Source organism: Nitrospirota bacterium (assembly GCA_016180645.1).
GTDB lineage: Bacteria > JACPQY01 > JACPQY01 > JACPQY01 > JACPQY01 > JACPAV01.
The window spans coordinates 14,701-36,650 of sequence record JACPAV010000041.1 but is presented as its reverse complement, the minus strand read 5'-3'; the positions used below and the strand labels follow the sequence as shown (position 1 = coordinate 36,650).

Below are 21,950 nucleotides of genomic sequence, written 5' to 3'. Positions count from 1 at the left end.
TTTCCGCTTCTGTCCCATGATCTCTCCTTCCGTTTCTTGAACCTCGATTCTGCCAAAATCTTGGCTTAACCACCTGTCCAAAAAACGGGGGTAACTTCAGCCATCTTCAACACGGCGTCATCGAACTTCTCTCTGAACGCAGGTGATTCAAACTTGATGCCAAGCCATTGCGTGAAATAAGGGAATTTGCTTGGCATCCCGCCCTCGTCGCCAAGAGGCTTGGCGATCTTGTTACCGGGGTTGCTGATGAAACCAACCAAGTCTTCAAGGGCGATCCTTGCGAGCACCTCATCGTTCTGGAACCAGAGCAAGCGGGCCACGAGGTGCGCCATTGGATTGACCGGGCCGGAACGATGAAACCAGACAAACCGTCTGTCCGTATGAGCCTCCTCCTGAATATGCGCCTGCAAATCGGCGAGTTGCGCTTCGATCAAAGGCCGCAACTTCTTCGCTCGACCGCATTTGGCAACAGTGAACGCTGCTTGATAGTGTTCCTTCACGCGGTCTTGGGAAGGCAACTCGACTGAATTACGGAACTCGTCAATCAGAGTCACCATTGCCGCTACGTCCGCATGAGACTGTGGCGCACCGTGTATCATCCAGTACAGCCTGTTCAGCAAAGCCGAGCCAGGCATCTTCCTCTTGCTTGTTGGGCTGCACAGTCTCAGGCCGTTGTCGTGGGCGAACATTGTGAGGTTCTCGATATCCAACTCGGTGTCTTCGCCCGCGAGTTGACTCTCAAGTATCTCGTAGGTTCGTTTCCGCTCGGTCTCTGACTTGCCTTGAGTAAGAGCACCGCTCACAAGCTCCCGCACTGATTGCGCGTGCGGCAGCCCCGGGTAATTCGCGGCCAATCGTTGCAGAACCTTTGTCACATCATTGCCGGGATGCTCTTCCCGCTCGCACATTTCGCCCCAAAGTGGATTCAGGTCGCCGCCCAAGCCCGCGATCAAGATGGTGTAGTAGCACACGGCATCCTGAAACACTGCGTTCGTGTCGCGGAGGGCATCGTATTTCTGTTGATCCCACACGCCGGGCTTGTTGCTGGTTTTCCGCTTCGGATTGTCGGGGTGAACCGTTTCCTCTATTAGAACTTCGTAGGTGCGATAAAGTTCGTTCATCAGTGTTCCTCTATTTTGATTCCGCAAATGTTTCGGGAGATGCCGCGAGCGCAAGCGTGTAGTAATTCACCGCGTCTTGGAAGAGTTCGTGGTGCCGCCAGAGGGCGGCGGGCCAATCCGGCAACGGCTCCCACTGCTCCTTTCCTTCGGCACCCTTGCCCTTGGAGACTTCAACTTTCGTGACGCGCCCTTGGTAGATTCTATTCATTTCCAGTCTCCCTTCCGTGCAACGGGCCGGATGTGATCCGCAAGATCATGCCGGTCCCCCGACGCATTCGGAGAAAGCGCAAAAGATGTCGTGCGTTCAGCCATCAGTCCCCCGACGGGATGCCGCGCCCATGGCGCATCACTATCGGGTCATGCTCCTGCGGCAGGCCGGGCCTGAACAGTCACGAGCCGCCCCCGGATCCCGCAGGTAGTGGACCAAGCCGTGGACAACGCCATCTTTCGAGTCAAATCGACTGGAGATCACATCGAAATATTCGGCGTAGCGTTTCTCGTAATTGAGGTAGGTCGCATGGGCGACGTAGTCGGCGACTTGCAGCAGGCGTGTTTCCCGCGTCGAGGCAAAATATGGAATATCGCAAAGTTTCGTCAGTACACCCCACTGTGTCCCAAGCTTCTTGAAGTCGCGCACCCAAAGCCTGGCTCGCTGGTGAAATCGACCCTCCGCGAAAACCACCAAGCCTCTCTGTGGATCGTGGTTATCATTCTCACGCCTCTTGAGGAAGGTGTCAAACCTCTTGCATATCTGTTCGGTCGCGAGCAGAACAGCCTCCTCGCCGTGAATGCGCGACGTTTTCTCCACAACGGCCCCGAAAAGGACCAGACCCGTCTGGTGGGCTTCCCGGAGATTCACTCCGATCTCCCTCATGATTCGACCGCGGGTCTCCTTGTCCACGCCACGCCAGAATCCGTCGCCGGAGCGGATGCTCGTTGCGTGGAACTCGATAGGAGGGGAGTTGGGGAAGTAGTGGTCCTGAATTCTATCCAGTGCCTGGCCAACCGAGTAGACCTGCCTCTCGAATACGGCCACGCCCGCAAGCACGAAGGTCCGGTCAGCGGGGGCATCCGGGTTTCCGGATTCATCAAGATAGAGGATATACAGGCTGATCTCCTTTCGTCAGGACTCCAACGGGACGGTGGCCGAGAACTGATCCGCTGGAATTCCCCAACACAAAACGGGAATTCCCACCTCGCGTAAGTGGGAGCGGAGACCAAAAAAAAGGCGACTGATGGTTCTCACCCGGGTCCCAAGAAAGGGGACCCACTCAGTCGCAGAGTGTATTTTCCGTGTTCTTGGATTCGATGTCAAGCGCGATTCCTTCGTATGTCCAGGGTTGATTGAAGGTGCCACTCGCCGGCGGGGTTCACCAAGTGGGAATGGAGCTTCGCGGAACCGATCAAGCGGTCCGCCCTGTTTCTCGAAAGAAACGAACTACCTTCTAAGGGACTGCGTTTCTCCGTACCCTTCCTCCCCCAGCGTATTTCTAGCGTATTCCAGACGGGGTGTCCATGCGATTCCAAGCGCCATCCGTCGAGTTCAGTCGGGAAGCGGAGGTCGCCTCACGCCTCACCGGGTTATGGTGAACCGGGCGACGCGCCCGGAAAGTTCAGAATTCCCAGGTGAAGCGGAGGACGCCCTTGGCGATGGGGTCGGGACCGCGGACTTTTTTCCCAAGGCCGTCTCCCACGTCGAAAACATCTCCCGGAAAGGCGAGTCCACCCTGAACACCGAATCGATAGTGCTCTGAATAGGTGTACTCGGCCCCGGCGTCGATCTCGGCGCCGTAATTCCGCGCCGAAGGGTCCGCCCCTCGGAGACCGGTGTTGCCGCCCCCGGTGGGCTGAGTAAGCAGGTTGGCCGGATTCAGCACATCCTTCATCGCCCGCGCCCACACCAGACCGAATTTTGTCTCCAGCGAGTCAACCGGATAGTACTTCACGCGCGGATACAGGTAGAGGGCGTTCGTCACCCGCCCCTCCGTCGGAAAGAAATTCGCCGCTGACGGGGGCCGCTCGACATTTTTCTCAATTCCTCTTTTGAAGATGTCTTCCGTGATCGCCGGGAGAAGTTCTTCGAAAAGGATCAGGCCCACGTTGTAGTCCGGACTGAATCGGAAATTGGAAATCTTCCGGTCGAGATTCAGGTTCCCGTCGCCGCTCGCCAAGCCGACCTCCATGATCGGCACGACCGGCTTTTCCAGCCCACCTGCGCGCAAGGCGCCGCCAAACTGCGAAACTGTCTTGGCCTCCGTATCGTCCGGATTGTTGAACAGCTTCGACTGGCCCGCAAGGATCGCCGCCTCGAACTCTCCAAACCAAACGGACTGCTCGGCGTGTCCATAGAAATCCGCGATGAAGAGATTCGTATCGGTCCGGGCCTGATTTCGGTACACCGCATAGGTTCCGGCCTTCAGGTTTTGCGGCTTCAGATCAAAGTACACGGCAAGGACCCCTTCGAGTACATCGTCGCTCCCCGTGAGCACGTCACCCTCAACGGTTTGACCGAAACCGAGGGCGGTGAGAAGCGGTCCCTCGGCGCCAAGCGGCTTGGTGGCAAACAGGATCCGATCGCCCGTGTCGCCGAACCGGTTGTCGCCGAAATCGTTTCGCGGCTTGTCCCCGTCGTTCGCCACGATGCCCATGCCCCAATCGGAAGGCTGGCGCCCAACGCGGAAAAGACCGACATTCGGAAACAGCACTTCGCCCCACCCCCGCCGCGGTCCGAAATCAGTGCTTGTCTTGCTCTCCGTTCCAAAGAGGTGACGCCCTTCGCTCGATTGGGTGGTCACGTCGCCCCCTTCGAGCCCCCACGGTCTGAACTGGAAGAAGAAGGCTTCCAGGTTGAGGGACACATTCTCTTCCAAGCTCAGGCGCGATTTCAGCAAGAGCCGGTGTTCAAACAGCGAGGCGGCGCCTGGTGCTTCGTTCTTGTCCGCATTCGCGTCCGCCATGGATTGTCCGCGCACCCAGTAGTTCCCGTGGAGATCGATCTGCATGCGTTCCTCGTGGCTCGTGACTCGTGGCTCATCGGGAGCAGGCGGAGGAGTTGGAGAGGCGACTTCAGGGGGCGTCGATTCCGGCGGGACGGGTTCAGGTTCCTCGGCCAAGGCCGAGGTCGAAAAGATGAGCAGGGCAACCAACGATGAAGCCATGAGTCGCATAGAGCGGCCTTCCTTTCGCATGAACTCGCCGAACCTTAACAGAGCGTCACGGGCTTGGCAATGAATTCTTGGTAGGCGCGGGCTTTTAGCCCGCGTCCGGCGCGCAGGCTAAAGCCTGCGGCTACCGGGAATGGTCCGGACCAGAGCCGTCCTGGCCCATCAGACCACAATACGGATGAAGGTGCTGGGGGATTTCACCACGGCCAACTTCAAGATCGTGCCAAACGCACGGCGAACGTTCCGCTCCCGGGCATCATGCGTCGTGATGATCAGGGGCACCCGATCACCCTCCCTCCGTTCTTTCTGCACCACGGCGGAGATACTAATGTGATTCTTCCAAAGGACGCGTGAGATCTGGGCGAGTACGCCGGGCCGGTCGATCACCGTAAACCGCAGGAAATACTTGCATACGAGTTGATCCGAGGGGAGAAACTTGAAGGTTTTCGACGGCAGGGGAGAAATACTCCTTCGACCCTGCCCCCACTCATAAAGATCCTGGAGGACCGCGATACGCGTCGGTTTCGCTCCGGCTCCCAGCCCCGTCCAGCACGATTCTTCCGCGTATTCATCGACAATGACGATGCCGTTTTCCGCACCTCTCAAGACCGCAAGAGGGTGGTCCTTCCTCACCAAAGCGGGATGGGCTCGGACCGACCGGAAACCATTCACGTTCTCGATGATGCCCAACAGTTTCACGCAATAGCCGAGCTCCGAGGCAAAGGCCAGGTCCTGCGGCGTGATCTCCCGAATGCCCTCGCGAAGGCCGTTTCTCTCGATGGTGGCCGCGTCTCCCCGAAATGCGCCATAGATCAATCGATTGATGATCGTAATCTTGTTCATGGTGTCGATCCCGTCCACGTCCAAGCTGGGGTCGGCTTCGGCAAAACCCGCGTTCTGCGCCCGCCGGACCGCTTCATCAAACGTGACCCCCCGGGATTCCATGGTATCCAGAACGAAGTTGCACGTTCCGTTCAGAACCGCGTGTACGCTTCGGATCGTTTTCCCGGAGGGAATGGAAGAGTGCAGATAGAAAATGATCGGGTGGATTCCCGCCAACGTGGCACGAAAACCCAGAAAAGCGCCGCGCCCGGCGGCGATTTCGTGCAAGTCATGCCCATGCCGGGAGAGCACGAGTTTGTTGGCGGTAATCACGGACTTGCCGTTCTCCAGCGCGCGCTTAATCGCGGCCAGCGCGGGCGTCTCCCCTCCCATAAGTTCCAGGACCACTTCAATCTCCGGATCGTCCACCACTTCACGCCAGTCCGTGGTCAACCGCTTCGCAACCGGTCCGATCGGCCTCCGTTTGGAAATGTCTCTCACGGCCACCCTCTTGATGGACACGGGCGCCGAGCTTCGGTGAAGAAGCGAATGGATGACCTCCGCGCCGACGGTTCCGCAGCCGAGCATTCCAAGGGTACGTTTCGCCGTTCGAACCATTGGGCCGGATGATACCTGCCCTCCCCCATCGAATCAAGAAACACCGGCCGGCCCACCTCCACTCGCAATACCGACTCGGAATGATAAGATGAAAGCATGTCGATTCTGAAGGTCGCGCGCATGGGGCATCCGGTCCTCCGAAAAGTTGCGGAGCCCGTTCCGCTGGAAGCCATTCGCGGCCCGGAAACACAGTCGCTCATCGACGACATGATCGAGACCATGCACGAATACGGCGGAGCGGGACTGGCGGCGCCGCAGGTTCACGTGTCGAGGCAGATTGTCGTCATCGAAGTGAACGGCAATGAGCGGTATCCTGAAGCCCGGGCCATTCCCCTTTGCGTCCTCGTCAACCCGACGGTCTCCGCCGAGACGGAGGAAATGGAGGAGGATTGGGAGGGCTGCCTGAGTATTCCGGACCTTCGCGGCCGCGTCCCCCGCTACATGAGAGTATCCGTCAAGAGTTTCGACCGCGAAGGGAAACGGCAGGATTTCGAGGCCGAAGGGTTTTTCGCGCGCGCCATTCAGCACGAATGCGATCACCTCATCGGCACGCTCTTTGTCGAACGCATGAAGGACCTCAAGGCCCTCAGCTTCCTCGGCGAATATTACCGCTACCAGACGGATTCGCCGGGCGAGACTGGAACGGATTGACGCCCCTCGATCCACCATCGGCCGCCTCCATACAGACCCCATGCACCTTCGAACCCGAGAAAAAAGCGTCCTTCGAAAACTCTGTCTTTCCTTCGCCCCCTCCGGAGGCGCGATTCCCGTCAGCGCCGCGGATGTAGGCCTCGACGCCAAAGTCGAGCGATTCTTTTCGCTGGCCGGCGGGCAGGCGGTGGCCGGCCTTCGGGCGCTCCTGTTCCTCCTCGATGTCCTGCCTGTCTTTTCGCGCCGTAGGCGATTCAGCCGGATGACCGACGAGGAAGCTGTGGCCTATTTGGCCGATCTTTCCGAGTCCCGATCGAACATCGTGCAGTCGGTCTTCCTCGGCCTCCGAGGGATCCTGGCGCCGGTGTTCTATGCTCAAGAAGAAGTCCGTCGGGCCATGGGCGCCCTGCCCTCCTGTCACACCGATGTTGATTGACCTCTCGACTTTGTCCGAAGACCTCGACCGGGAGGTGGACGTCTGCGTGATCGGCAGCGGGGCCGGAGGCGCCGTGGTGGCGAAAGAACTCGCCGAGACCGGGCGTGAAGTCGTGGTCGTCGAGGAAGGCGGCCATTTCACTTCGAAAGACTTCCACGGCCCGCCGATGGAGCGAGCCATGAAGCTCTACCGGAATCGCGGTATCACCGGCACACTCGGGCTCCCTCCGGTCGTCCTCCCCCTCGGTTGCACGGTCGGCGGCACCACCACGATCAACAGCGGGACGTGTTTTCGAACGCCAAGCTACGTCATCGAGGAGTGGAATCAGAATTCGGGACTCGGCCTCACGCCGGAGAGTTTGAACTCCTATTACGAAAGGGTCGAGCGGGAATTGAAGGTGAAACCTGTGTGGGAGGAGATCCTCGGCGGGAACGGGCGGATCGTGCGCAAGGGCGCCGAGTCGCTCGGATGGAGCCACGGACCGATCCGCCGGAACATCGACGGGTGCAAGGGATGCGGTGAGTGCGGCTTCGGCTGTACCCAGAATGCGAAGCTCGGAACGAATCTCACCTACATCCCAAAGGCCGTCGAAGCCGGAGCGACGCTCTTTTTTCATGCGCGAGCGAGAAAGATTTCGCACATGAACGGACGCATCTCGATGATTGAGGGTGAGTCGGCCCGACCGCGTGACGACGGTCGCCGGATTCGGTTCACCCTCCGCCCCCGCCACCTGATTCTTTCGGGTGGAACGATCTACAGCCCCTTTCTCTGGAAGAAGAGCGGCCTGCCCGATCCTTCGGGACAGGTTGGGAAGAACCTCACCATCCATCCGGGTCTGAAAGTCCTCGGAAAGTTTGATGACCGGATCGAACCTTGGAAAGGGGTGCTTCAGAGCTACTACGTCGATGAATTCATCCGGCAAGGGATCATGATGGAGGCGACCGGTGGTCCGCCGGAGCTCGTGGCCGCGGGCGTGCCGGGCTGGGGACTCGAACACATGGCCCATATGGCCGATTACGCCCACCTTGGGCTCAACGGCATCATGATATCGGACACCACGAGGGGCCGCGTGATCAGTTGGGGATCACGCCCGTTCATCTGGTACCAGGTGAACAAGGCCGACGCCGAGACCGCCCGGCTTGGGCTTCTGAAGGGGACGGAATTGATGCTCGCCGCGGGAGCCAGATGGGTCGAAACCTCCTATATGGGACTCGGCAAACTCCGCTCGATGGATGATCTGAAAGCGATCGAGTCCATGCCGATCAAGCGGAGATTGCTGGGCATGATCGCTTTTCACCCCATGGGAACATGCCAGATGGGAGCGGACCCCAGGCGGTCGGTCGTCGACCCGAATCTGAAGGCGCATGGATACGAGAATCTCTACGTGTCCGACGGGAGCATTTTCCCCACCTCGCTGAGCGTGAATCCCCAGATCACCATCATGGCCTTCGCCAGCCGACTATCGGCCCACCTGGCCGGCCGGCAGCTGTCCTAGCGCTCCCTTCCCGAAAGGCACGAAGTCTCCCTATGGTCAATGTTGGGTTGTGACTTTTGAGGGGTGCGGTTTGTCAACTTTCAGCATTGACCCCGCGAGCACACTAGTGGCAATCTCGAATACCCGGTTAGAATTGATGATCCGGTGTACCAAGGTTACCGGAATGTCCGCCTGAGCAGCTTGTACACCTCCTCGCGGGTCTCGCACAGCAGAACGAAAACGGCCTCCTCCTGCGGGATCAACTCGTAGATGATTCTGTACTCGCCGCCGGTCGTGGTTACCGGAAGGGAACGGATCCTCTCTCGTTCATAGCCCTTGAGGAGTTTGCCTCGATGAGGATTTTCTCCAAGCAGGAGCGCCGTCTTCTCAACACGTTGGGCGATGTTGACCGGCAGATCGTCGATAGCGGCCCGTGCATATCGCCCGTACCGCAGCGTCCAAGCCACGCTTCAGCGGCGCAGGCGCGCGAAGGTCTCCTCGTGCGAAGAAGTCCTCCCCCGCCGATAGTCCTCGCGGGAATCCTTGAGGACATCGTCAAAGGTCAGTTTCCGAAGGATCATTCGGTCATTCTCGGCGGCAATCACCAGGTTGTCGCCCGGTTTGAGGTTCAACGCCTTCCGGAGGCGTTTGGGAACGACCACTTGGCCTTTGGAGGAGAGACGCGTCACGTCAACTGCGCGCATGCCTTACTTGTAAGATAGAGGACCTATTTTGTCAAGAGATGGGGGTCAGTCCACATACATCTTCAGATGCTCCCTCTTGTCGGGAGGGTCTGAAGACCCTCCCCTACGCATAATGACCAACATAAACCTTTCAAAAAATGGCAAAAGTCGAGCTAAGAGCCTCTGACAGAATGCCCATTCGTAGGGGAGCATCTTCAGATGCTCCCTCTTGTCGGGAGGGTCTGAAGACCCTCCCCTACGCATTCTGTTAGACGCTCTAAGGGACTACCGGGCAGGCCATCGCTGACATGGATTCGTTGAGCACTCCTCGCAATGACACCCGATGAAGCGCGTCAATGTTGAGTATTGACTTTTCAGCGCTTCTCAACAAGTCAATATTCAAGATTGATCCCGGAGCCCTGTTCGGAATCTGGCACCCTGCCGATTTCCGAATAGCGTCTGATTATTTGGGCTCGCGACACCTTGCTGACGCGCGAGGAACGGGGGTATAGTTAGCGAGAGATGGATCTTTCCAGGAAGGCATCCGAGACGGTAAAGACTCTCACGGCGGCGGCGAACGGCGCGCCGAAAGGCAAGATCGCCGCGGTTGACCCCGCCAGTGGTGAGTATTTCGTCGGCGATACGGTAGCCGAGGCGGTTCGAGGTGGACGGCTCCGAAAGTCCGACCCCAAGGCGGTCTTTTTTGTCGTCCGCGTGGGTTCTCCCACCCGCCACGCGCTCAAAACGATCCTTGTGGGCGGGAAAGTCGATCAGTCTGGACCTTTTCTCCCGGCAGCCGTCAGGCGCGGCGCACTGATTCTCGATTCGACGGGGAACCTTTCCATGCTCGTGGACACGGGGTTTTCCGGCGCGCTGGCCTTGGACGGGGGACTTCTAACGGAATTGGGCTCCGATCTTGTCGCGGAGGAGGACATCACCTTGGCCGGGAAAATGACGGCCAGAGCCCGGTTGCACCTCATCAAATTCGGCATTCGGAGGGGAGGCACTAATGATGTTTCCGCGGATGTGGAGGCCTACGAACTTGAGGGTGAAAAGCTCCTTGGCATGGAGGCGATGGCGCAGGTTGCGCCGAAACTGAACGTTCACTTTTCGGACAAGACGGTAGCTCTGGCGGACTGATCAAGTCGCGGCGTGCGCCAGGATCGCGCCGCTTCGCCGCGAGGATCTTGTCAACATTCAGCATTGACCCCGCGAGCATACTCGACCTTCCGAGGATCGCCCATGGAGCAAGTTGTGCCAAGTCAAGATTTGAGCCCTTTGCTTTTCCTTCGCCTCCGCAATCGCACGGGTCTTCGAGGGGTGACTCAATACCACCTCCACCCCCATCGACTCCAACTCGTCCACCAACCAATACCAGTTCGATGTCGCCTCCACCGCCACCTGGCAGGGCTCCTGGATCGAACCGAAAAAATCCCTCACACTTCCGTCATGGTGCTCCAAACGCATCTGGACCTTCGTCTCTCCCTTCTCGTCCGTGCCCACCACGTACGAAAACTTCTTGTGCAGATCTAACCCAACATACATCATCGCGACCTCCTTTCATCGCACGCTCCATTATGGAGCAGGAGGTCGCCTCTTTCATGGAATCAATGCTGAATGTTGACATTCAACATTCAGCATTGACCCCAGCGGCTAGGGGGCAGGGAGGAACACTTGGCCGCAATCGAGACTTGAGCTGCGAAGAAGATGCCAGACCTGTGCTGAATCTCCGCCGGCGTCGCCCGACTCAATCCGAACGAACGAAATTCCCTGACAAGGAAAGATTTGAAAGAGGACACCCGAATCGCTGTTCTCTGAGAAACGAACCACACCATCCAAGGCTTTACCCTCATCATTACCAAAGTAGCACTCGGTGTTCTTCCCCGAACAGGGGGCAATCGCAGCAACCCCGGCCTCGCTCATGGCCGCATCGCCACTCCTCCCGATCAACTCCTTGATCGGCGTGATACGAGTGCTTGCATCTTTGGACAAGAGGTCCGTGTACTGGAGCAGCCAAAGCGCATTCTCCTGGGACAGCCTCGGATTCCCATCAACGTCCTCAACGTATACCGCGGCAGTGGAGACCATGGCTCGTCCCCGTGGCAGGTGGACTACCGCCTGTGCCATGCCGGGTCCTATCCTCTCCCAACGGTCATCCGACTTGTCCTCGGGATCGCTCCCATAGTCCAACACCTCAATCCCGGCGCGTGTCTGGAACCAGATGCGCCCGGCTTGATCATGTGAAACTCCAAGAAGATAGTCCGATCGGAGCCCGTCCTGCACGCCGAAATTGGTTACCCACTTCGCGGCGTCGCGAGATTCATTGAGTTTTAAAACCGCCACGCCGTCCACGTCTGGGTCCGCCGACGAGAACAGGACCGGACTGGACAGATCGAAAGTCGTGGCCCAGATATGCCCCTTTGGGTCAACGTCCAACCCTGAAGTATCATTGTCGGGGAGAGGATCCGCGCGCTTGTAAAATTTCCAACGTGTATTCAGATTCGAGTCTTTGGCCACGATGCCCTGGTTCAAACCGACGAAACCCACAAGTTCGGGCGAAATGTCTGCAAAATCGAGCACGAGCCAAGGACCGGTGTCGCTCCTCATTTTCCCTTTGCCGATGACAGCAATGCCACCCCAGGACAATCCATATCCAATCCAGAGGTCCCCCGAACTCGACTTGTGGAGTGCCATGACGGTCCCCCCAGGTGGGAGATCGGGAAAATACCGCTCGACGCTGTCGTCCGCCGGCGATTCGAGATCTTTTCCAAGATCGAGTTTCATCACCCCCTGGCTCAGCGTGCCCACCCAAAGGATGCTCTCCGATTCCCAAGCAACGGCACTCGCATCAAGGACCGGTGCGAAATAGAGGCGTTTCCGCCCCCCGGGGCCATCGGTTTGCTCCCAGCGGACATCGAGGGTGTGGGGGTCCTGCGAGAACTTCCCCGTATCAAGATCCACCTGGATGCGCACGACTATGGACCACTGCGCGGGGAACGTCGGCTCCGTTCGCACAAGGACTCCCGGCCCAAAGTCGTTGTCCGTCGCCATCCGCCGATCGAACGAAATCGGGATCTCTCGACCGTCCAATGCTAGTGACAGGGTCACAAGCTCGTGACGTCGTACCTTCACATCAAAGTTCAAGGCAACTTGGTCAAATATGGGCAGAGGAAGGAAGGCAACCTGACCATTCCACCCGCCCCCGCCCGCACCTCTCACGTCCCCGTAGCGAAGGAAATGATCATTCACCCACTTTCCAACCTGAGTTCGGCAGGACTCATCGAGTGCCGTGAGCCAGGTTGCACTTCTCTCAGTCTCTCCAGGACAAACCGCCCGTGGAACGGCGAAGCCGCTCTTTGGAATCCAGTTGGCGGGATCTCCCGCATACGATTTCGACCGAGTCGAGACGTTTACGACCGAGATTTCCACGAGGGGGGTCTCTTTCGCACAACCTAGCCCGAAGAGGCCCAACATCATCCCTTTCCAGATCCGAGACCGGCTCGCACCCAATACAACTCCCACCCGAGCATTGTCTCCCTGGAGCCGAATTTCATCAACCCCCAGTGCCGGGTGGACCTCGGGGCTGCGGGTCAATCTTGCATATTGCGTAAGGCGGACGGGGCGGTTCAGAGGATTCAATGAAGTCCTTTCATCGCGGTAAGTCCGCCGCAGCGAATCGAACCATGAGCGGGGCCAGGACCCTTACCGCCGAGCACCACACTCCGCTTGACACGCGCCGCCCCGCGGGTGTAGGGAATGGCGGCGTGAACATATGATAGCATTCGCATATGGCCATCTCTGGTAATCGCGGGTCGGATCTCGTGTTCAAGATCAAAGCCGATTTTCTAGGGGCGCTGGCCCACCCGGTCCGCCTCGCCGTCATCGAATACCTGAAAAAGAGCGAAGCGACCGTGGGCCGCATGGTGCAGGACCTCGGCGTGGAGCAATCCAGCCTGTCCAAGCACCTCGCCATTCTCCGGCAGGCCGGCATTCTCACTTCGCGACAGGCCAAGTCGAACGTCTTCTATGCCATCAAGGACCGGGACATCTTCCGCGTCCTCCGCCCGATCGCCGAAATTCTCCGGAAGAAGCTGCGCGAGAGCGAAACTCTTCTGAAGAACCTCGCGCGAGTTTAGGACCTGCTCGTTTTTCAGGGAAGATCCAGAACCCCATGGCCGAGACGCTCCTGCTGGTCACGCTCCTGTCCGGCCTTTTCATTATCGCCGCCGGCGGCGTGGCCTGCCTCCTCGTGCGAGGCTCCGACACGGCGCGTCGGCTTGGAGCGGGCGTGGTCGCCACCGGCTCGATTCTCGGGATGGTCCCCGCGATCGCCGTGCTTGCCGGCGCACATCCCGTCTCGGCCGCAATCGAATGGGCCATGCCCTTCGGCCGGCTGTCCATCGAGCTCGACCCTCTCTCCGCATTTTTCCTGCTCGCCATTCTGGGCCTCAGCGCCCTCTCTGCCATTTACGGCGTGGAGTACACCCGGGGCGAGGCCCCTCACGGCAAGACCGGCGCCCGGGAATTCTTCTTCGCCGGTCTCGTGCTCAGCATGGCCGTGGTGGTTCTGGCCCGGAACGCACTCTTTTTTCTCATCGCATGGGAGGCCATGGCCCTAACCTCGTTTTTCCTCGTCACCTCCGAGCATCAAGAGGATTCGGTGCGGAAGGCCGGATGGATCTATCTGGTGGCCAGCCAGGCCGGGGCCGCGTTCGTGCTGGTCCTGTTCCTCCTGATGGGACAGCAGGCCGGCTCCTACGACTTCGACCGGTGGAGCGATGTCGGCGGCCGGTGGGCCCACCCCACCGCGATCTTCGTCATGGCTCTCGTCGGCTTCGGCACCAAGGCCGGATTCGTGCCGCTCCACGTCTGGCTGCCCGAGGCCCATCCCGCGGCACCAAGTCACGTCTCCGCCCTGATGTCCGGCGTGATGATCAAAACGGGAATCTACGGGCTACTGCGCATGTTGCTCCTGATGGGAACGCCATCGCCGACCTGGGGCTGGGCGCTCATCGCCATCGGCGCAACATCGGGCGTGCTGGGTGTCCTCTTCGCATTGGCCCAACACGATCTCAAACGGCTCCTCGCTTACCACAGCATCGAAAACATCGGCATCATCACACTCGGCATCGGTCTGGGCGTCCTCGGATTGGCCACCGGTCGCCCCACCCTGGCCGTGGCCGGATTCGCCGGAGGCATTCTCCACGTTCTCAACCATGCCGTCTTCAAGGGTCTACTGTTCCTTGGCGCTGGTGCGGTGGCGAAAGCCACGGGAACCCGCGACATCGACCATCTCGGCGGACTCGCCAAGACCATGCCCTGGACCGCTCTCACGTTCCTCGTGGGAAGCATCGCCATCTCCGGGCTTCCTCCCCTGAACGGTTTCGTGAGCGAGTTGTTCATCTACGTCGGCGCGTTCCGGGGCGCATTGGATTCGATGCCCTGGCCCGCGGCCTCCGCCGCGGTCATCGTCAGCCTCGCGCTCATCGGCGGTCTGGCCTGTGCCTGCTTCACCAAAGCCTTCGGGATCGTGTTCCTGGGTTCGCCGCGATCCACTCACGCCGAGAGGGCCCATGAAGTCGGCCCATGGATGCGAGTCCCGATGTTCATTCTCGCGGGCCTCTGCGTGGCCATCGGACTGGCCGCGCCCTACGCGCTTCAATGGGTCGTCCCCGTTGTGGGACAGTTTATCCCCGCGATGGATGGCGGCCTCCCGGGCCTTGAAGAACTTTCCACCATCGCCCGGTCTCTCTCCATCGGAGTGGCCGTCCTCGTCGGCATGGCGGGCGTGGTGGCCGTGGTCAGGAATCGGCTTTTGAGAGGACGATCCGTGAAACAAACGGTCACGTGGGACTGCGGGTACGCAAGACCGGCCGCTCGGATGCAATACACCGCTTCCTCGTTTGCTCAACCTCTCACGGACCTGTTCGGAAGAGTCCTGCGGACAAGAAAACATGCGATCAACGTCGACGGATATTTCCCGCGCTCGGCCCGCTACGCCACGGAAACCCCTGATGCCGCCTCCGAAGAGTTTTTCGCGCCGGCTTTCCGCGCCGCCGAGCTGCTGTTCGCACGGTTCAAGAGTTTCCAGCATGGACGACTTCAGCTCTATGTGCTCTATCTCGCTGCCACGCTTTTCGTCCTCCTCATTCTCAAGCTGGGGTGAATCCGAAATGATTCTCGTCCACGCCCTGATCCCCTTCCTGCTCGCGCCTCTCCTTTTCGGAGTCATCAACCGGACCAAGGCCGTATTCGCTGGACGGCGCGGCGCGCCGTTCCTCCAACCTTACTTCGATGTCTGGAAACTTCTGCGGAAAGGCGCCGTCTACAGCGGAACCACCACGTGGATCTTCAGGGCTGGACCGGTCGTGGGTCTCGGCGCAACCGCGGCTGCATGCCTCATCCTGCCCCTCGGCGGCGCCACCGGACCGGTCGCGTTCGAGGGGGATCTCATCCTCCTGGCGTATCTTATGGGCATTTCGCGTTTCTTCACCGTCATCGCCGCTCTCGACACCGGCTCCAGCTTCGAAGGGATGGGAGCGAGCCGCGAGGTTCAGTTCTCCGCACTCGCCGAACCGGCCCTTCTCCTTGGCCTCGGGGTACTCGCGCGAATCACCGGCACCCTTTCCATCACAGAGATGTTTTCCGCTCTCACTCCCGAACTGTGGCGCGCCCACCTCCCCGCCCTGCTTCTCACGTCCACGGCCTTCGGGATCGTTCTTCTGTCGGAGAATGCGCGGATTCCCGTGGACGATCCCAACACCCATCTGGAACTGACGATGATCCACGAGGTGATGGTCCTCGATCATGGCGGACCGGATCTTGGCTTCATCCAATACACCTCCGCCCTCAAGCTTTGGATTCTGGCATCTCTCGTCGCGGGTGTCCTGCTTCCCCTGGGCGGATCGGCATGGGGTCCCCTCGTTTTCCCTGTGGCGCTCCTCGGGCTCGCCGTGGTCACCGGCGTGGTGGAATCGATACTTCCACGCCTTAGACTTCTCGCCGTGCCCAAACTTCTGGTCGGCGCAGCCGTGATGTCCGCCCTTGCCCTCGTGCTGGCGGTGGCCTGAGCCATGCTCGTCTGGGTCAATTCGGTTCTGGTCTCCTCGATTCTCCTGAATCTCCTCCTCCTGGGTGCAAGCCGGTTGATCCGTCTCGTCGCGCTTCAAGGCGCCATTATTTCCATCCTCCCCCTTCTGATCCGCTCGGACGGGATCACGATTCGCGCCGTGGTCCTCTCGCTGGGAACGATGGCCCTCAAAGGAATCGTTTTCCCGCGACTCCTTTTTCGCGCGGTGAAACAGGCAAACGTCCGGCGCGAGAGGCAGCCGTACATCGGATATTCCAGCTCGATGGTCATCGGCATCACGGTCCTCGCCGCCTCATTCTGGATGGGCACGCGTTTCCCGTTCCCCGGCCGGCCGGTCTCGGATCTCGTCTTCCCCGCGGCCCTGTTCAGCATTCTCACGGGACTCTTCCTCATTGTGGCGAGGCGAAAGGCGCTGACGCAGGTCCTTGGTTTCCTGGTGATGGAAAACGGAATCTATGCGTTCGGCGTCGCGGTAGTGGGTGAGATTCCGTTCCTGGTCGAGCTCGGGGTTTTGATGGACGTCTTCGTCGCCGTGTTCGTCATGGGTATAGCGCTCCAGCAGATCAATCGGGCTTTCGATCACATCGATGCCGACCAGATGGATTCGTTGAAAGGATAAGATGCAGCCGATCTGGATCATCCTTCCATTGCTCATCCCGCCCCTCGGCGCGGCAGGGATCCTTGTCGCCCGCTCGCCTTCCGGTGTGCTCGGGTGGGTGGCCGGCGTCGTGGCCGTGTTTGCCGCGGCGGCTTGCGGCGTGGCCTGCACCGTATTTTCAGGGGGACCACTCGCAACGCCCGGCGGTTGGTTGCGGATTGACGCCCTTTCCGCGTTTCACCACATGATTCTGTCGGCGGTGTTCCTCCTCAGCTCGGTCTACGCCCGCCTCTACTTCCACGCGGCCATCGGGAGGAATGAATTTCCCCTTCGTCGCGCCCGCCAGTTCGGAGCGCTGTGGCTCGGCGCCCTCACGGCCATTACGCTGGTTCTGACCTCCAACAACCTCGGCCTGATGTGGGTGGGCTTGGAGGCGACCACGCTCATGACGGCCTTTCTGATCAGCCTAAACCGAACCTCCGCTTCGCTCGAAGCCATGTGGAAGTACCTCGTCATGTGTTCGGTCGGCGTCGCCTTCGCCTTCATGGGCACTCTGTTGGTCGGCACTTCGGCCCGGGGGGTGGACATGGGAGCGTCCCAGAGCCTCCTGTGGACCGATCTCGTGGCGCACTCGGCCGCCCTCAGCCCAACCCCGATCAAAGTCGCCTTCCTATTCCTGCTGGTTGGCTACGGAACGAAAGCCGGGATCGCACCCCTCCACGGCTGGCTCCCCGATGCACACAGCCAGGCCCCGGCCCCGGTTTCCGCCATGTTCTCGGGCTTTCTCCTCAGCACCGCACTTTATTGCATTGCAAGATATCTCCCCATTGTGGAAGGGGCGACGGGACACGCGGGCTGGTCCCACCAGGTTCTCATCTTCTTCGGCAGCTTCTCCATCGCCGTCGCGGCGGTGTTCATCGTCACCCAACAGGACGTGAAACGCCTCCTCGCCTACAGCAGCGTGGAGCACATTGGAATCATCGCGTTGGGGCTCGGGCTGGGACCTGCCGGCGCGTTTGCGGCGATGTTCCACACTCTCAATCACTCCTTGGGCAAGTGCGTCGCGTTCTTCTCGGCCGGCCGTCTCGGGCAGGAACACGGATCGTACGATTTGGACCGCCTGGCCGGGGCCTCGCGCGATGTGCCGGCGTGGGGAACGGGCCTCTACGCCGCGCTGCTCGCACTCGTCGGCCTCGCGCCGTTCGCCACGTTCATGAGCGAATTTCAGGTCGCGCGCGCCGCCGTCGATCAACGTGCATGGGCCCCACTTGCGGCGCTCCTCGTCGGTCTGTTCATCGTCCTAACCGGGGCGTTGCGATTGGTCCTTCCGGTGGTGTGGGCCGGGAAACGAGACAGAGCGCATCCTGACACATCAGGCGGGACGGCGAGATTCCTCATCTGGGCGCCCCTCGGTTTTCTCCTCATCCTGGGAATATGGATGCCCGCGGGCGCTCGCTCGATGCTGGAACAAGCCGCCGCCATCGTAAGCCCCGTGGGAGACTTGAACGAGGCATCCGGTGCCGTGATCCCGCAGGTAGTTTCGGAAATTCCCCCCGCAGAACACCCGGAAGCCCTTGAAGGTGTGAGCGGCCAACCATGAGTGAGCCGTCGCTCGCAGGCGATTCCAACGGCGGTAGGATCGCCACGAAGGAAATCCCCCGGCTCGTCCCGGAGGTTTTTCGATCGACGGTGATCGATAGCGTCAAATCCGGGTCGAGGGTCGTGGCGTTCTTCGGCACCCCCGGCCCAGGAGACGGAATTCTCCTCACCGTTCTTCTGGCCCGCCCGAAATCGCAGCGACTCGATCTGGCCGTGACTGACGTAAGAGCCGAGGTCGATTCCATCACGCCGGACTGTCCTCAAGTCCAACTGTTCGAACGGGAGATTGCGGAGCAGTTCGGGATTCGGCCCGTGGGGCATCCGTGGCTGAAGCCCGTTCGTTTCCATCACCCGTTCGACGAACGTGAAGATGTGTTGAGCCGCGGTTCCGGAAGCGAACTGATCCCGGCGGTTACGTCTTTCTTCCGAGTGGAGGGCGAAGAAGTCCACGAGGTCGCCGTTGGACCGGTCCACGCCGGGATCATCGAACCGGGGCATTTTCGGTTCCAGTGCCACGGCGAAAAAGTCTTCCACCTCGAGATCGCCCTCGGCTTCCAGCACCGTGGCGTGGAGCGAGCCCTCATCGGAGGGCCGAACAAGCGAACGATCCACCTCATGGAAACGGCCGCGGGCGATACGACCATCGGGCACGCGACCGCCTACGCTCAGATCGTCGAAACACTCTCCGGAAGCGCCCCCTCTCCACGTGCGCTCGCGATCCGCGCCATCGCGATCGAGCTTGAAAGGCTCGCCAATCACGTGGGCGACCTTGGCGCATTGGCCAACGACATCGGTTACCTTCCACCGGCATCCTACTTCGGGCGGCTCCGTGGAGATTTTCTGAACCTCACCGCCTCGCTCTGCGGAAATCGGTTTGGCCGCGGACTCGTCCGCCCCGGCGGAGTCCGGCACGAGGTTGAGCCAGAACGAGTCCGCTCGATTCTGAATCGATTGGACGACGCGATGAAGGATGTTCAGAGCGCGGGACAACCGATGTGGAAATCCCATCTCGTCACCGATCGCTTCAATGGGACCGGTGTCATTTCCCGTGAGACGGCCTTGGATCTGGGCCTGGTCGGAGTCGCCGCCCGCGCATGTGGAATCGAACGGGATGTGAGAAGGGAGTTCCCAATCGATCCGTCGGCCTGGAAGGAAACCACCGCTTCCACGTGGCCGACCGGCGACATCTTCGCCCGCGCCCACGTCCGATGGCTGGAGATCCTCGAGTCGGCTGAATTCGTCCGGACACAGTTGAACCGTCTACCCGAGGGATCGCTTGAGTCCACCGTCGGCCCGCTGAAGCCGAATGCCGTCGCCGTGTCTCTGGTCGAAGGGTGGCGGGGTGAAATCTGCCACGTGGCTTCGACCGATGAACGGGGTCGTTTCAGCCGGTACAAGATGGTCGATCCGTCCTTTCACAACTGGACCGGCCTCGCGATGGCGCTGCGCGGAATGCAGATCTCCGACTTCCCACTCTGCAACAAGAGTTTCAATCTTTCCTATTGCGGACACGATTTGTGAGGCTGACGTGATTCGAGTTCTCCGTGCCAGAATTCAACAGGGGTTCCGCACCGTGGACTTCCCGAAGTCGGAGCCTGAAATGCCGGACCGGTTCGTCGGCCGTCTCACCGTGGACTCAGACCGGTGTCGATCCGATTGCATGGACTGTGCCGCGGCCTGTCCGACAGACGCGATTTCGCCCAAAGTCGGAGAAGCCAAAACCAAGATCGATTTCGGCCGCTGTCTGTTTTGCTCCGAATGCGTCCGCGCCTGCCCCGAGGGAGCGGTCACCGCCACCCGCGACTACCGCATGGCCGTGCGCCGGAGGGAAGACCTACTCTCCGACGGCAAGACACTTCGATTGGCCGAGGCGCTGGATGCACGGCTGAAGAAACTGCTTGGCCGGTCCCTCAAACTTCGGCAAGTGAGCGCCGGCGGGTGCAACGCCTGCGAGGCGGATGTAAACGTTTTGAATACGGTCGTCTTCGATCTGGGGCGATTCGGAATCCAGTTCGTCGCCTCGCCTCGTCACGCCGACGGACTCCTCATCACCGGTCCCGTGACGAAGAATATGGAACGGGCCCTGAAGAAAACCTTCGACGCCGTGCCCGAGCCACGCATCGTCATCGCCGTCGGCGCGTGTGCCATTTCCGGCGGACCCTACGTCAGCCATCCGGAAGCCCGGAATGGAGCCGATTCCACCGTCCCCGTCGATCTCTACATCCCCGGCTGCCCGCCCCACCCCTACACCATCCTCGACGGCCTCCTCCGCCTCCTGGCACTGCGTTGAAGGATTGATGGAATAACCACCCGCATCCGCGCCCGGAGAGATGTTGCCGCCCTCCCGCCAGGCCCCACCCCATCGACGAACAGTTCCATCCGACTCCAGCCAAGAATCCCGCGACATCGTCCACCTAGCGGACTCTTCGGTCCGCTGATCCCGACCGGAAACTCTTCCACATGGGCTGTCCAAGCCAACATGTTGCAATTACATTTAATTAATCAACGCACACCAGATGGCTCCGATGGCCTGCATCTTGCTTATCCACGTCTAACATGAATAGCACGATATACTCGGATTACATGATATGTAGATCGTGGAGCCGTCGGTAAGCCCATGAACGGCGCCACAGCTTCCATTCACCCGCGCACCCCCTTCCCGGCCTTCGGTGCACCCACCGTGGCCATCCATGGCCCTCAGGGCATGGCCAGCCGTCCTGGCGCCGATTCCGGAGGCCATGTCCTGATCGTGGATCCCGGAAACGGATCGTCCAGCGAAAGGTTGGTCTATCTGCTCGCGGAAGCCGGCTATGTCGTTCGGTCGGCCCGTTCAGTAGAGCAAGCCGTGGATCGTCTCTGGAGTCATCCCACCGATCTGGTGATCCTCGGCGCCCACCTGCCCGGATCGGGCGGCACAGGGTTCCTTGAACATTTGAGGGCCGAGGCGCTTACCCGGCTGCTCCCCGTGTTGTTGCTCACGGATGACGCCCTGGCTCCCGCACGCCTCAAGGACTTGGACGATGGCATGACCCACCTCATGTCCACCGTGATGGATCCGGAGAAACTCCTGAACCGTGTTCAGGCCCTCGTTCATCTCAAGAGCATCACCGCCGAGTCTCCGGAATCGGAAAGCCTGGTCGTGACTCTCGCCCGAACGGTAGACGCCCGCGACCCGTACACTGCCGGTCACAGCTTCCGCGTATCCTACTACGCCGGGCTCCTGGCAGAGGCCATCGGGATGGATGAAACGGATCTCATTGCCGTCCGTCGCGGCGGTTTCTTCCACGACCTCGGCAAGATCGCCGTTCCGGACCGCGTGCTCCTGAAAACCGATCGCCTGACCCCTGAGGAGTTCGACACGATCAAGACCCATCCCCGGGTCGGGCGAGATCTCATCCGGCATCTCAAGTCTCTCGCTTTCACGCTCGACGTCGTCTACCACCATCACGAACGCTACGACGGTTCCGGGTATCCCGCAGGCATCTCCGGAGAGGCCATTCCCCTTGTGGCGCGGGTCACCACCATCGCCGATATTTATGATGCCCTGACCAGCGATCGACCGTACCGCCGTGCCCTCAGCCATGACGAGGCACTGGAGGAGCTCGATCTGGAGGCAAGCATCGGTTGGCTCGACGGCCGTCTCGTTGAAGAATTCCGGGCGGCCCTCGGGGCGGCTCCCGCCGTGCGGAAGTAG

At 60.3% G+C, this 21,950-nt stretch carries 21 protein-coding genes; 12 read left to right on the top strand and 9 right to left on the bottom strand.

All coding sequences use genetic code 11. The features are described 5' to 3' along the window. Positions 1 to 65: 65 nt before the first annotated feature. The 5 genes from HYT87_18385 to HYT87_18365 all read right to left on the bottom strand — a co-directional run bounded on the left by HYT87_18385 (position 66) and on the right by HYT87_18365 (position 5,725). Positions 66 to 1,121 (bottom strand): hypothetical protein, encoded by a 1,056-nt coding sequence (locus tag HYT87_18385; GenBank protein ID MBI2061713.1) that lies wholly within the window; start codon positions 1,119 to 1,121, stop codon positions 66 to 68. Positions 1,122 to 1,131: 10 nt separating this feature from the next. Beyond that, positions 1,132 to 1,329 (bottom strand): hypothetical protein, encoded by a 198-nt coding sequence (locus HYT87_18380; protein MBI2061712.1) that lies wholly within the window; start codon positions 1,327 to 1,329, stop codon positions 1,132 to 1,134. A 141-nt stretch (positions 1,330 to 1,470) separates the two neighbouring features. Next, entirely contained in the window at positions 1,471 to 2,235 is a 765-nt protein-coding gene (locus HYT87_18375) for a DUF3800 domain-containing protein (GenBank protein ID MBI2061711.1), read from the bottom strand. 499 nt (positions 2,236 to 2,734) lie between these two features. Further along, entirely contained in the window at positions 2,735 to 4,279 is a 1,545-nt protein-coding gene (locus tag HYT87_18370; protein ID MBI2061710.1) for a hypothetical protein, read from the bottom strand. A 168-nt stretch (positions 4,280 to 4,447) separates the two neighbouring features. Then, positions 4,448 to 5,725: a homoserine dehydrogenase gene (locus HYT87_18365; GenBank protein MBI2061709.1), complete on the bottom strand. Its 1,278-nt coding sequence runs from the start codon at positions 5,723 to 5,725 to the stop codon at positions 4,448 to 4,450. Positions 5,726 to 5,821: 96 nt separating this feature from the next. On the opposite strand from HYT87_18365, the gene HYT87_18360 reads away from it, so the two are divergent. From HYT87_18360 to HYT87_18350, 3 genes are read left to right on the top strand one after another with little or no spacing between them, the layout of a single operon-like run. Beyond that, entirely contained in the window at positions 5,822 to 6,376 is a 555-nt protein-coding gene (locus HYT87_18360; protein MBI2061708.1) for a peptide deformylase, read from the top strand. A 40-nt stretch (positions 6,377 to 6,416) separates the two neighbouring features. Beyond that, positions 6,417 to 6,812 (top strand): hypothetical protein, encoded by a 396-nt coding sequence (locus tag HYT87_18355; protein MBI2061707.1) that lies wholly within the window; start codon positions 6,417 to 6,419, stop codon positions 6,810 to 6,812. Beyond that, positions 6,802 to 8,307 (top strand): GMC family oxidoreductase, encoded by a 1,506-nt coding sequence (locus HYT87_18350; protein MBI2061706.1) that lies wholly within the window; start codon positions 6,802 to 6,804, stop codon positions 8,305 to 8,307. Before HYT87_18355 ends, HYT87_18350 begins: the two co-directional genes overlap by 11 nt. Before the next feature lie 155 nt (positions 8,308 to 8,462). Here the strand turns inward: HYT87_18350 and HYT87_18345 are convergent, their stop codons facing one another. Further along, positions 8,463 to 8,753 carry a type II toxin-antitoxin system RelE/ParE family toxin gene (locus HYT87_18345; GenBank protein MBI2061705.1) on the bottom strand — a complete coding sequence of 97 codons (291 nt, stop codon included), beginning with the start codon at positions 8,751 to 8,753 and terminating at the stop codon, positions 8,463 to 8,465. A gap of 3 nt (positions 8,754 to 8,756) precedes the next feature. Further along, positions 8,757 to 8,990: an AbrB/MazE/SpoVT family DNA-binding domain-containing protein gene (locus tag HYT87_18340; protein MBI2061704.1), complete on the bottom strand. Its 234-nt coding sequence runs from the start codon at positions 8,988 to 8,990 to the stop codon at positions 8,757 to 8,759. 501 nt (positions 8,991 to 9,491) lie between these two features. On the opposite strand from HYT87_18340, the gene HYT87_18335 reads away from it, so the two are divergent. Next, complete coding sequence (locus tag HYT87_18335) at positions 9,492 to 10,109, top strand: hypothetical protein (GenBank protein MBI2061703.1); 618 nt, start codon at positions 9,492 to 9,494, stop codon at positions 10,107 to 10,109. A gap of 57 nt (positions 10,110 to 10,166) precedes the next feature. On the opposite strand, the gene HYT87_18330 is transcribed toward HYT87_18335, so the two are convergent. Beyond that, entirely contained in the window at positions 10,167 to 10,517 is a 351-nt protein-coding gene (locus HYT87_18330) for a transposase (GenBank protein MBI2061702.1), read from the bottom strand. Positions 10,518 to 10,622: 105 nt separating this feature from the next. Continuing rightward, the gene (locus HYT87_18325) at positions 10,623 to 12,077 is read right to left on the bottom strand and encodes a hypothetical protein (protein ID MBI2061701.1); all 1,455 of its coding nucleotides are present in this window, start codon (positions 12,075 to 12,077) and stop codon (positions 10,623 to 10,625) included. 680 nt (positions 12,078 to 12,757) lie between these two features. Here HYT87_18325 and HYT87_18320 point away from each other — a divergent pair. The 8 genes from HYT87_18320 (at position 12,758) to HYT87_18285 (ending at position 21,950) form a co-directional block, all read left to right on the top strand. Then, positions 12,758 to 13,105 carry a winged helix-turn-helix transcriptional regulator gene (locus tag HYT87_18320; GenBank protein ID MBI2061700.1) on the top strand — a complete coding sequence of 116 codons (348 nt, stop codon included), beginning with the start codon at positions 12,758 to 12,760 and terminating at the stop codon, positions 13,103 to 13,105. 35 nt (positions 13,106 to 13,140) lie between these two features. Continuing rightward, complete coding sequence (locus tag HYT87_18315) at positions 13,141 to 15,135, top strand: hydrogenase (GenBank protein ID MBI2061699.1); 1,995 nt, start codon at positions 13,141 to 13,143, stop codon at positions 15,133 to 15,135. 7 nt (positions 15,136 to 15,142) lie between these two features. Further along, positions 15,143 to 16,039, top strand: coding sequence for an NADH-quinone oxidoreductase subunit H (locus HYT87_18310; protein ID MBI2061698.1), 897 nt, complete (start codon positions 15,143 to 15,145; stop codon positions 16,037 to 16,039). A gap of 3 nt (positions 16,040 to 16,042) precedes the next feature. Beyond that, positions 16,043 to 16,678, top strand: a complete 636-nt coding sequence (locus HYT87_18305; protein MBI2061697.1) for a hydrogenase — start codon at positions 16,043 to 16,045, stop codon at positions 16,676 to 16,678. Between the two features lies 1 nt (position 16,679). After that, positions 16,680 to 18,257 (top strand): hypothetical protein, encoded by a 1,578-nt coding sequence (locus tag HYT87_18300; GenBank protein ID MBI2061696.1) that lies wholly within the window; start codon positions 16,680 to 16,682, stop codon positions 18,255 to 18,257. After that, the gene (locus tag HYT87_18295; protein ID MBI2061695.1) at positions 18,254 to 19,777 is read left to right on the top strand and encodes an NADH-quinone oxidoreductase subunit C; all 1,524 of its coding nucleotides are present in this window, start codon (positions 18,254 to 18,256) and stop codon (positions 19,775 to 19,777) included. The genes HYT87_18300 and HYT87_18295 overlap by 4 nt, the downstream gene beginning before the upstream one ends. A 7-nt stretch (positions 19,778 to 19,784) precedes the next feature. Then, positions 19,785 to 20,546: an NADH-quinone oxidoreductase subunit NuoB gene (nuoB, locus tag HYT87_18290; protein ID MBI2061694.1), complete on the top strand. Its 762-nt coding sequence runs from the start codon at positions 19,785 to 19,787 to the stop codon at positions 20,544 to 20,546. Between the two features lie 327 nt (positions 20,547 to 20,873). Then, positions 20,874 to 21,950, top strand: coding sequence for an HD domain-containing protein (locus HYT87_18285; protein MBI2061693.1), 1,077 nt, complete (start codon positions 20,874 to 20,876; stop codon positions 21,948 to 21,950).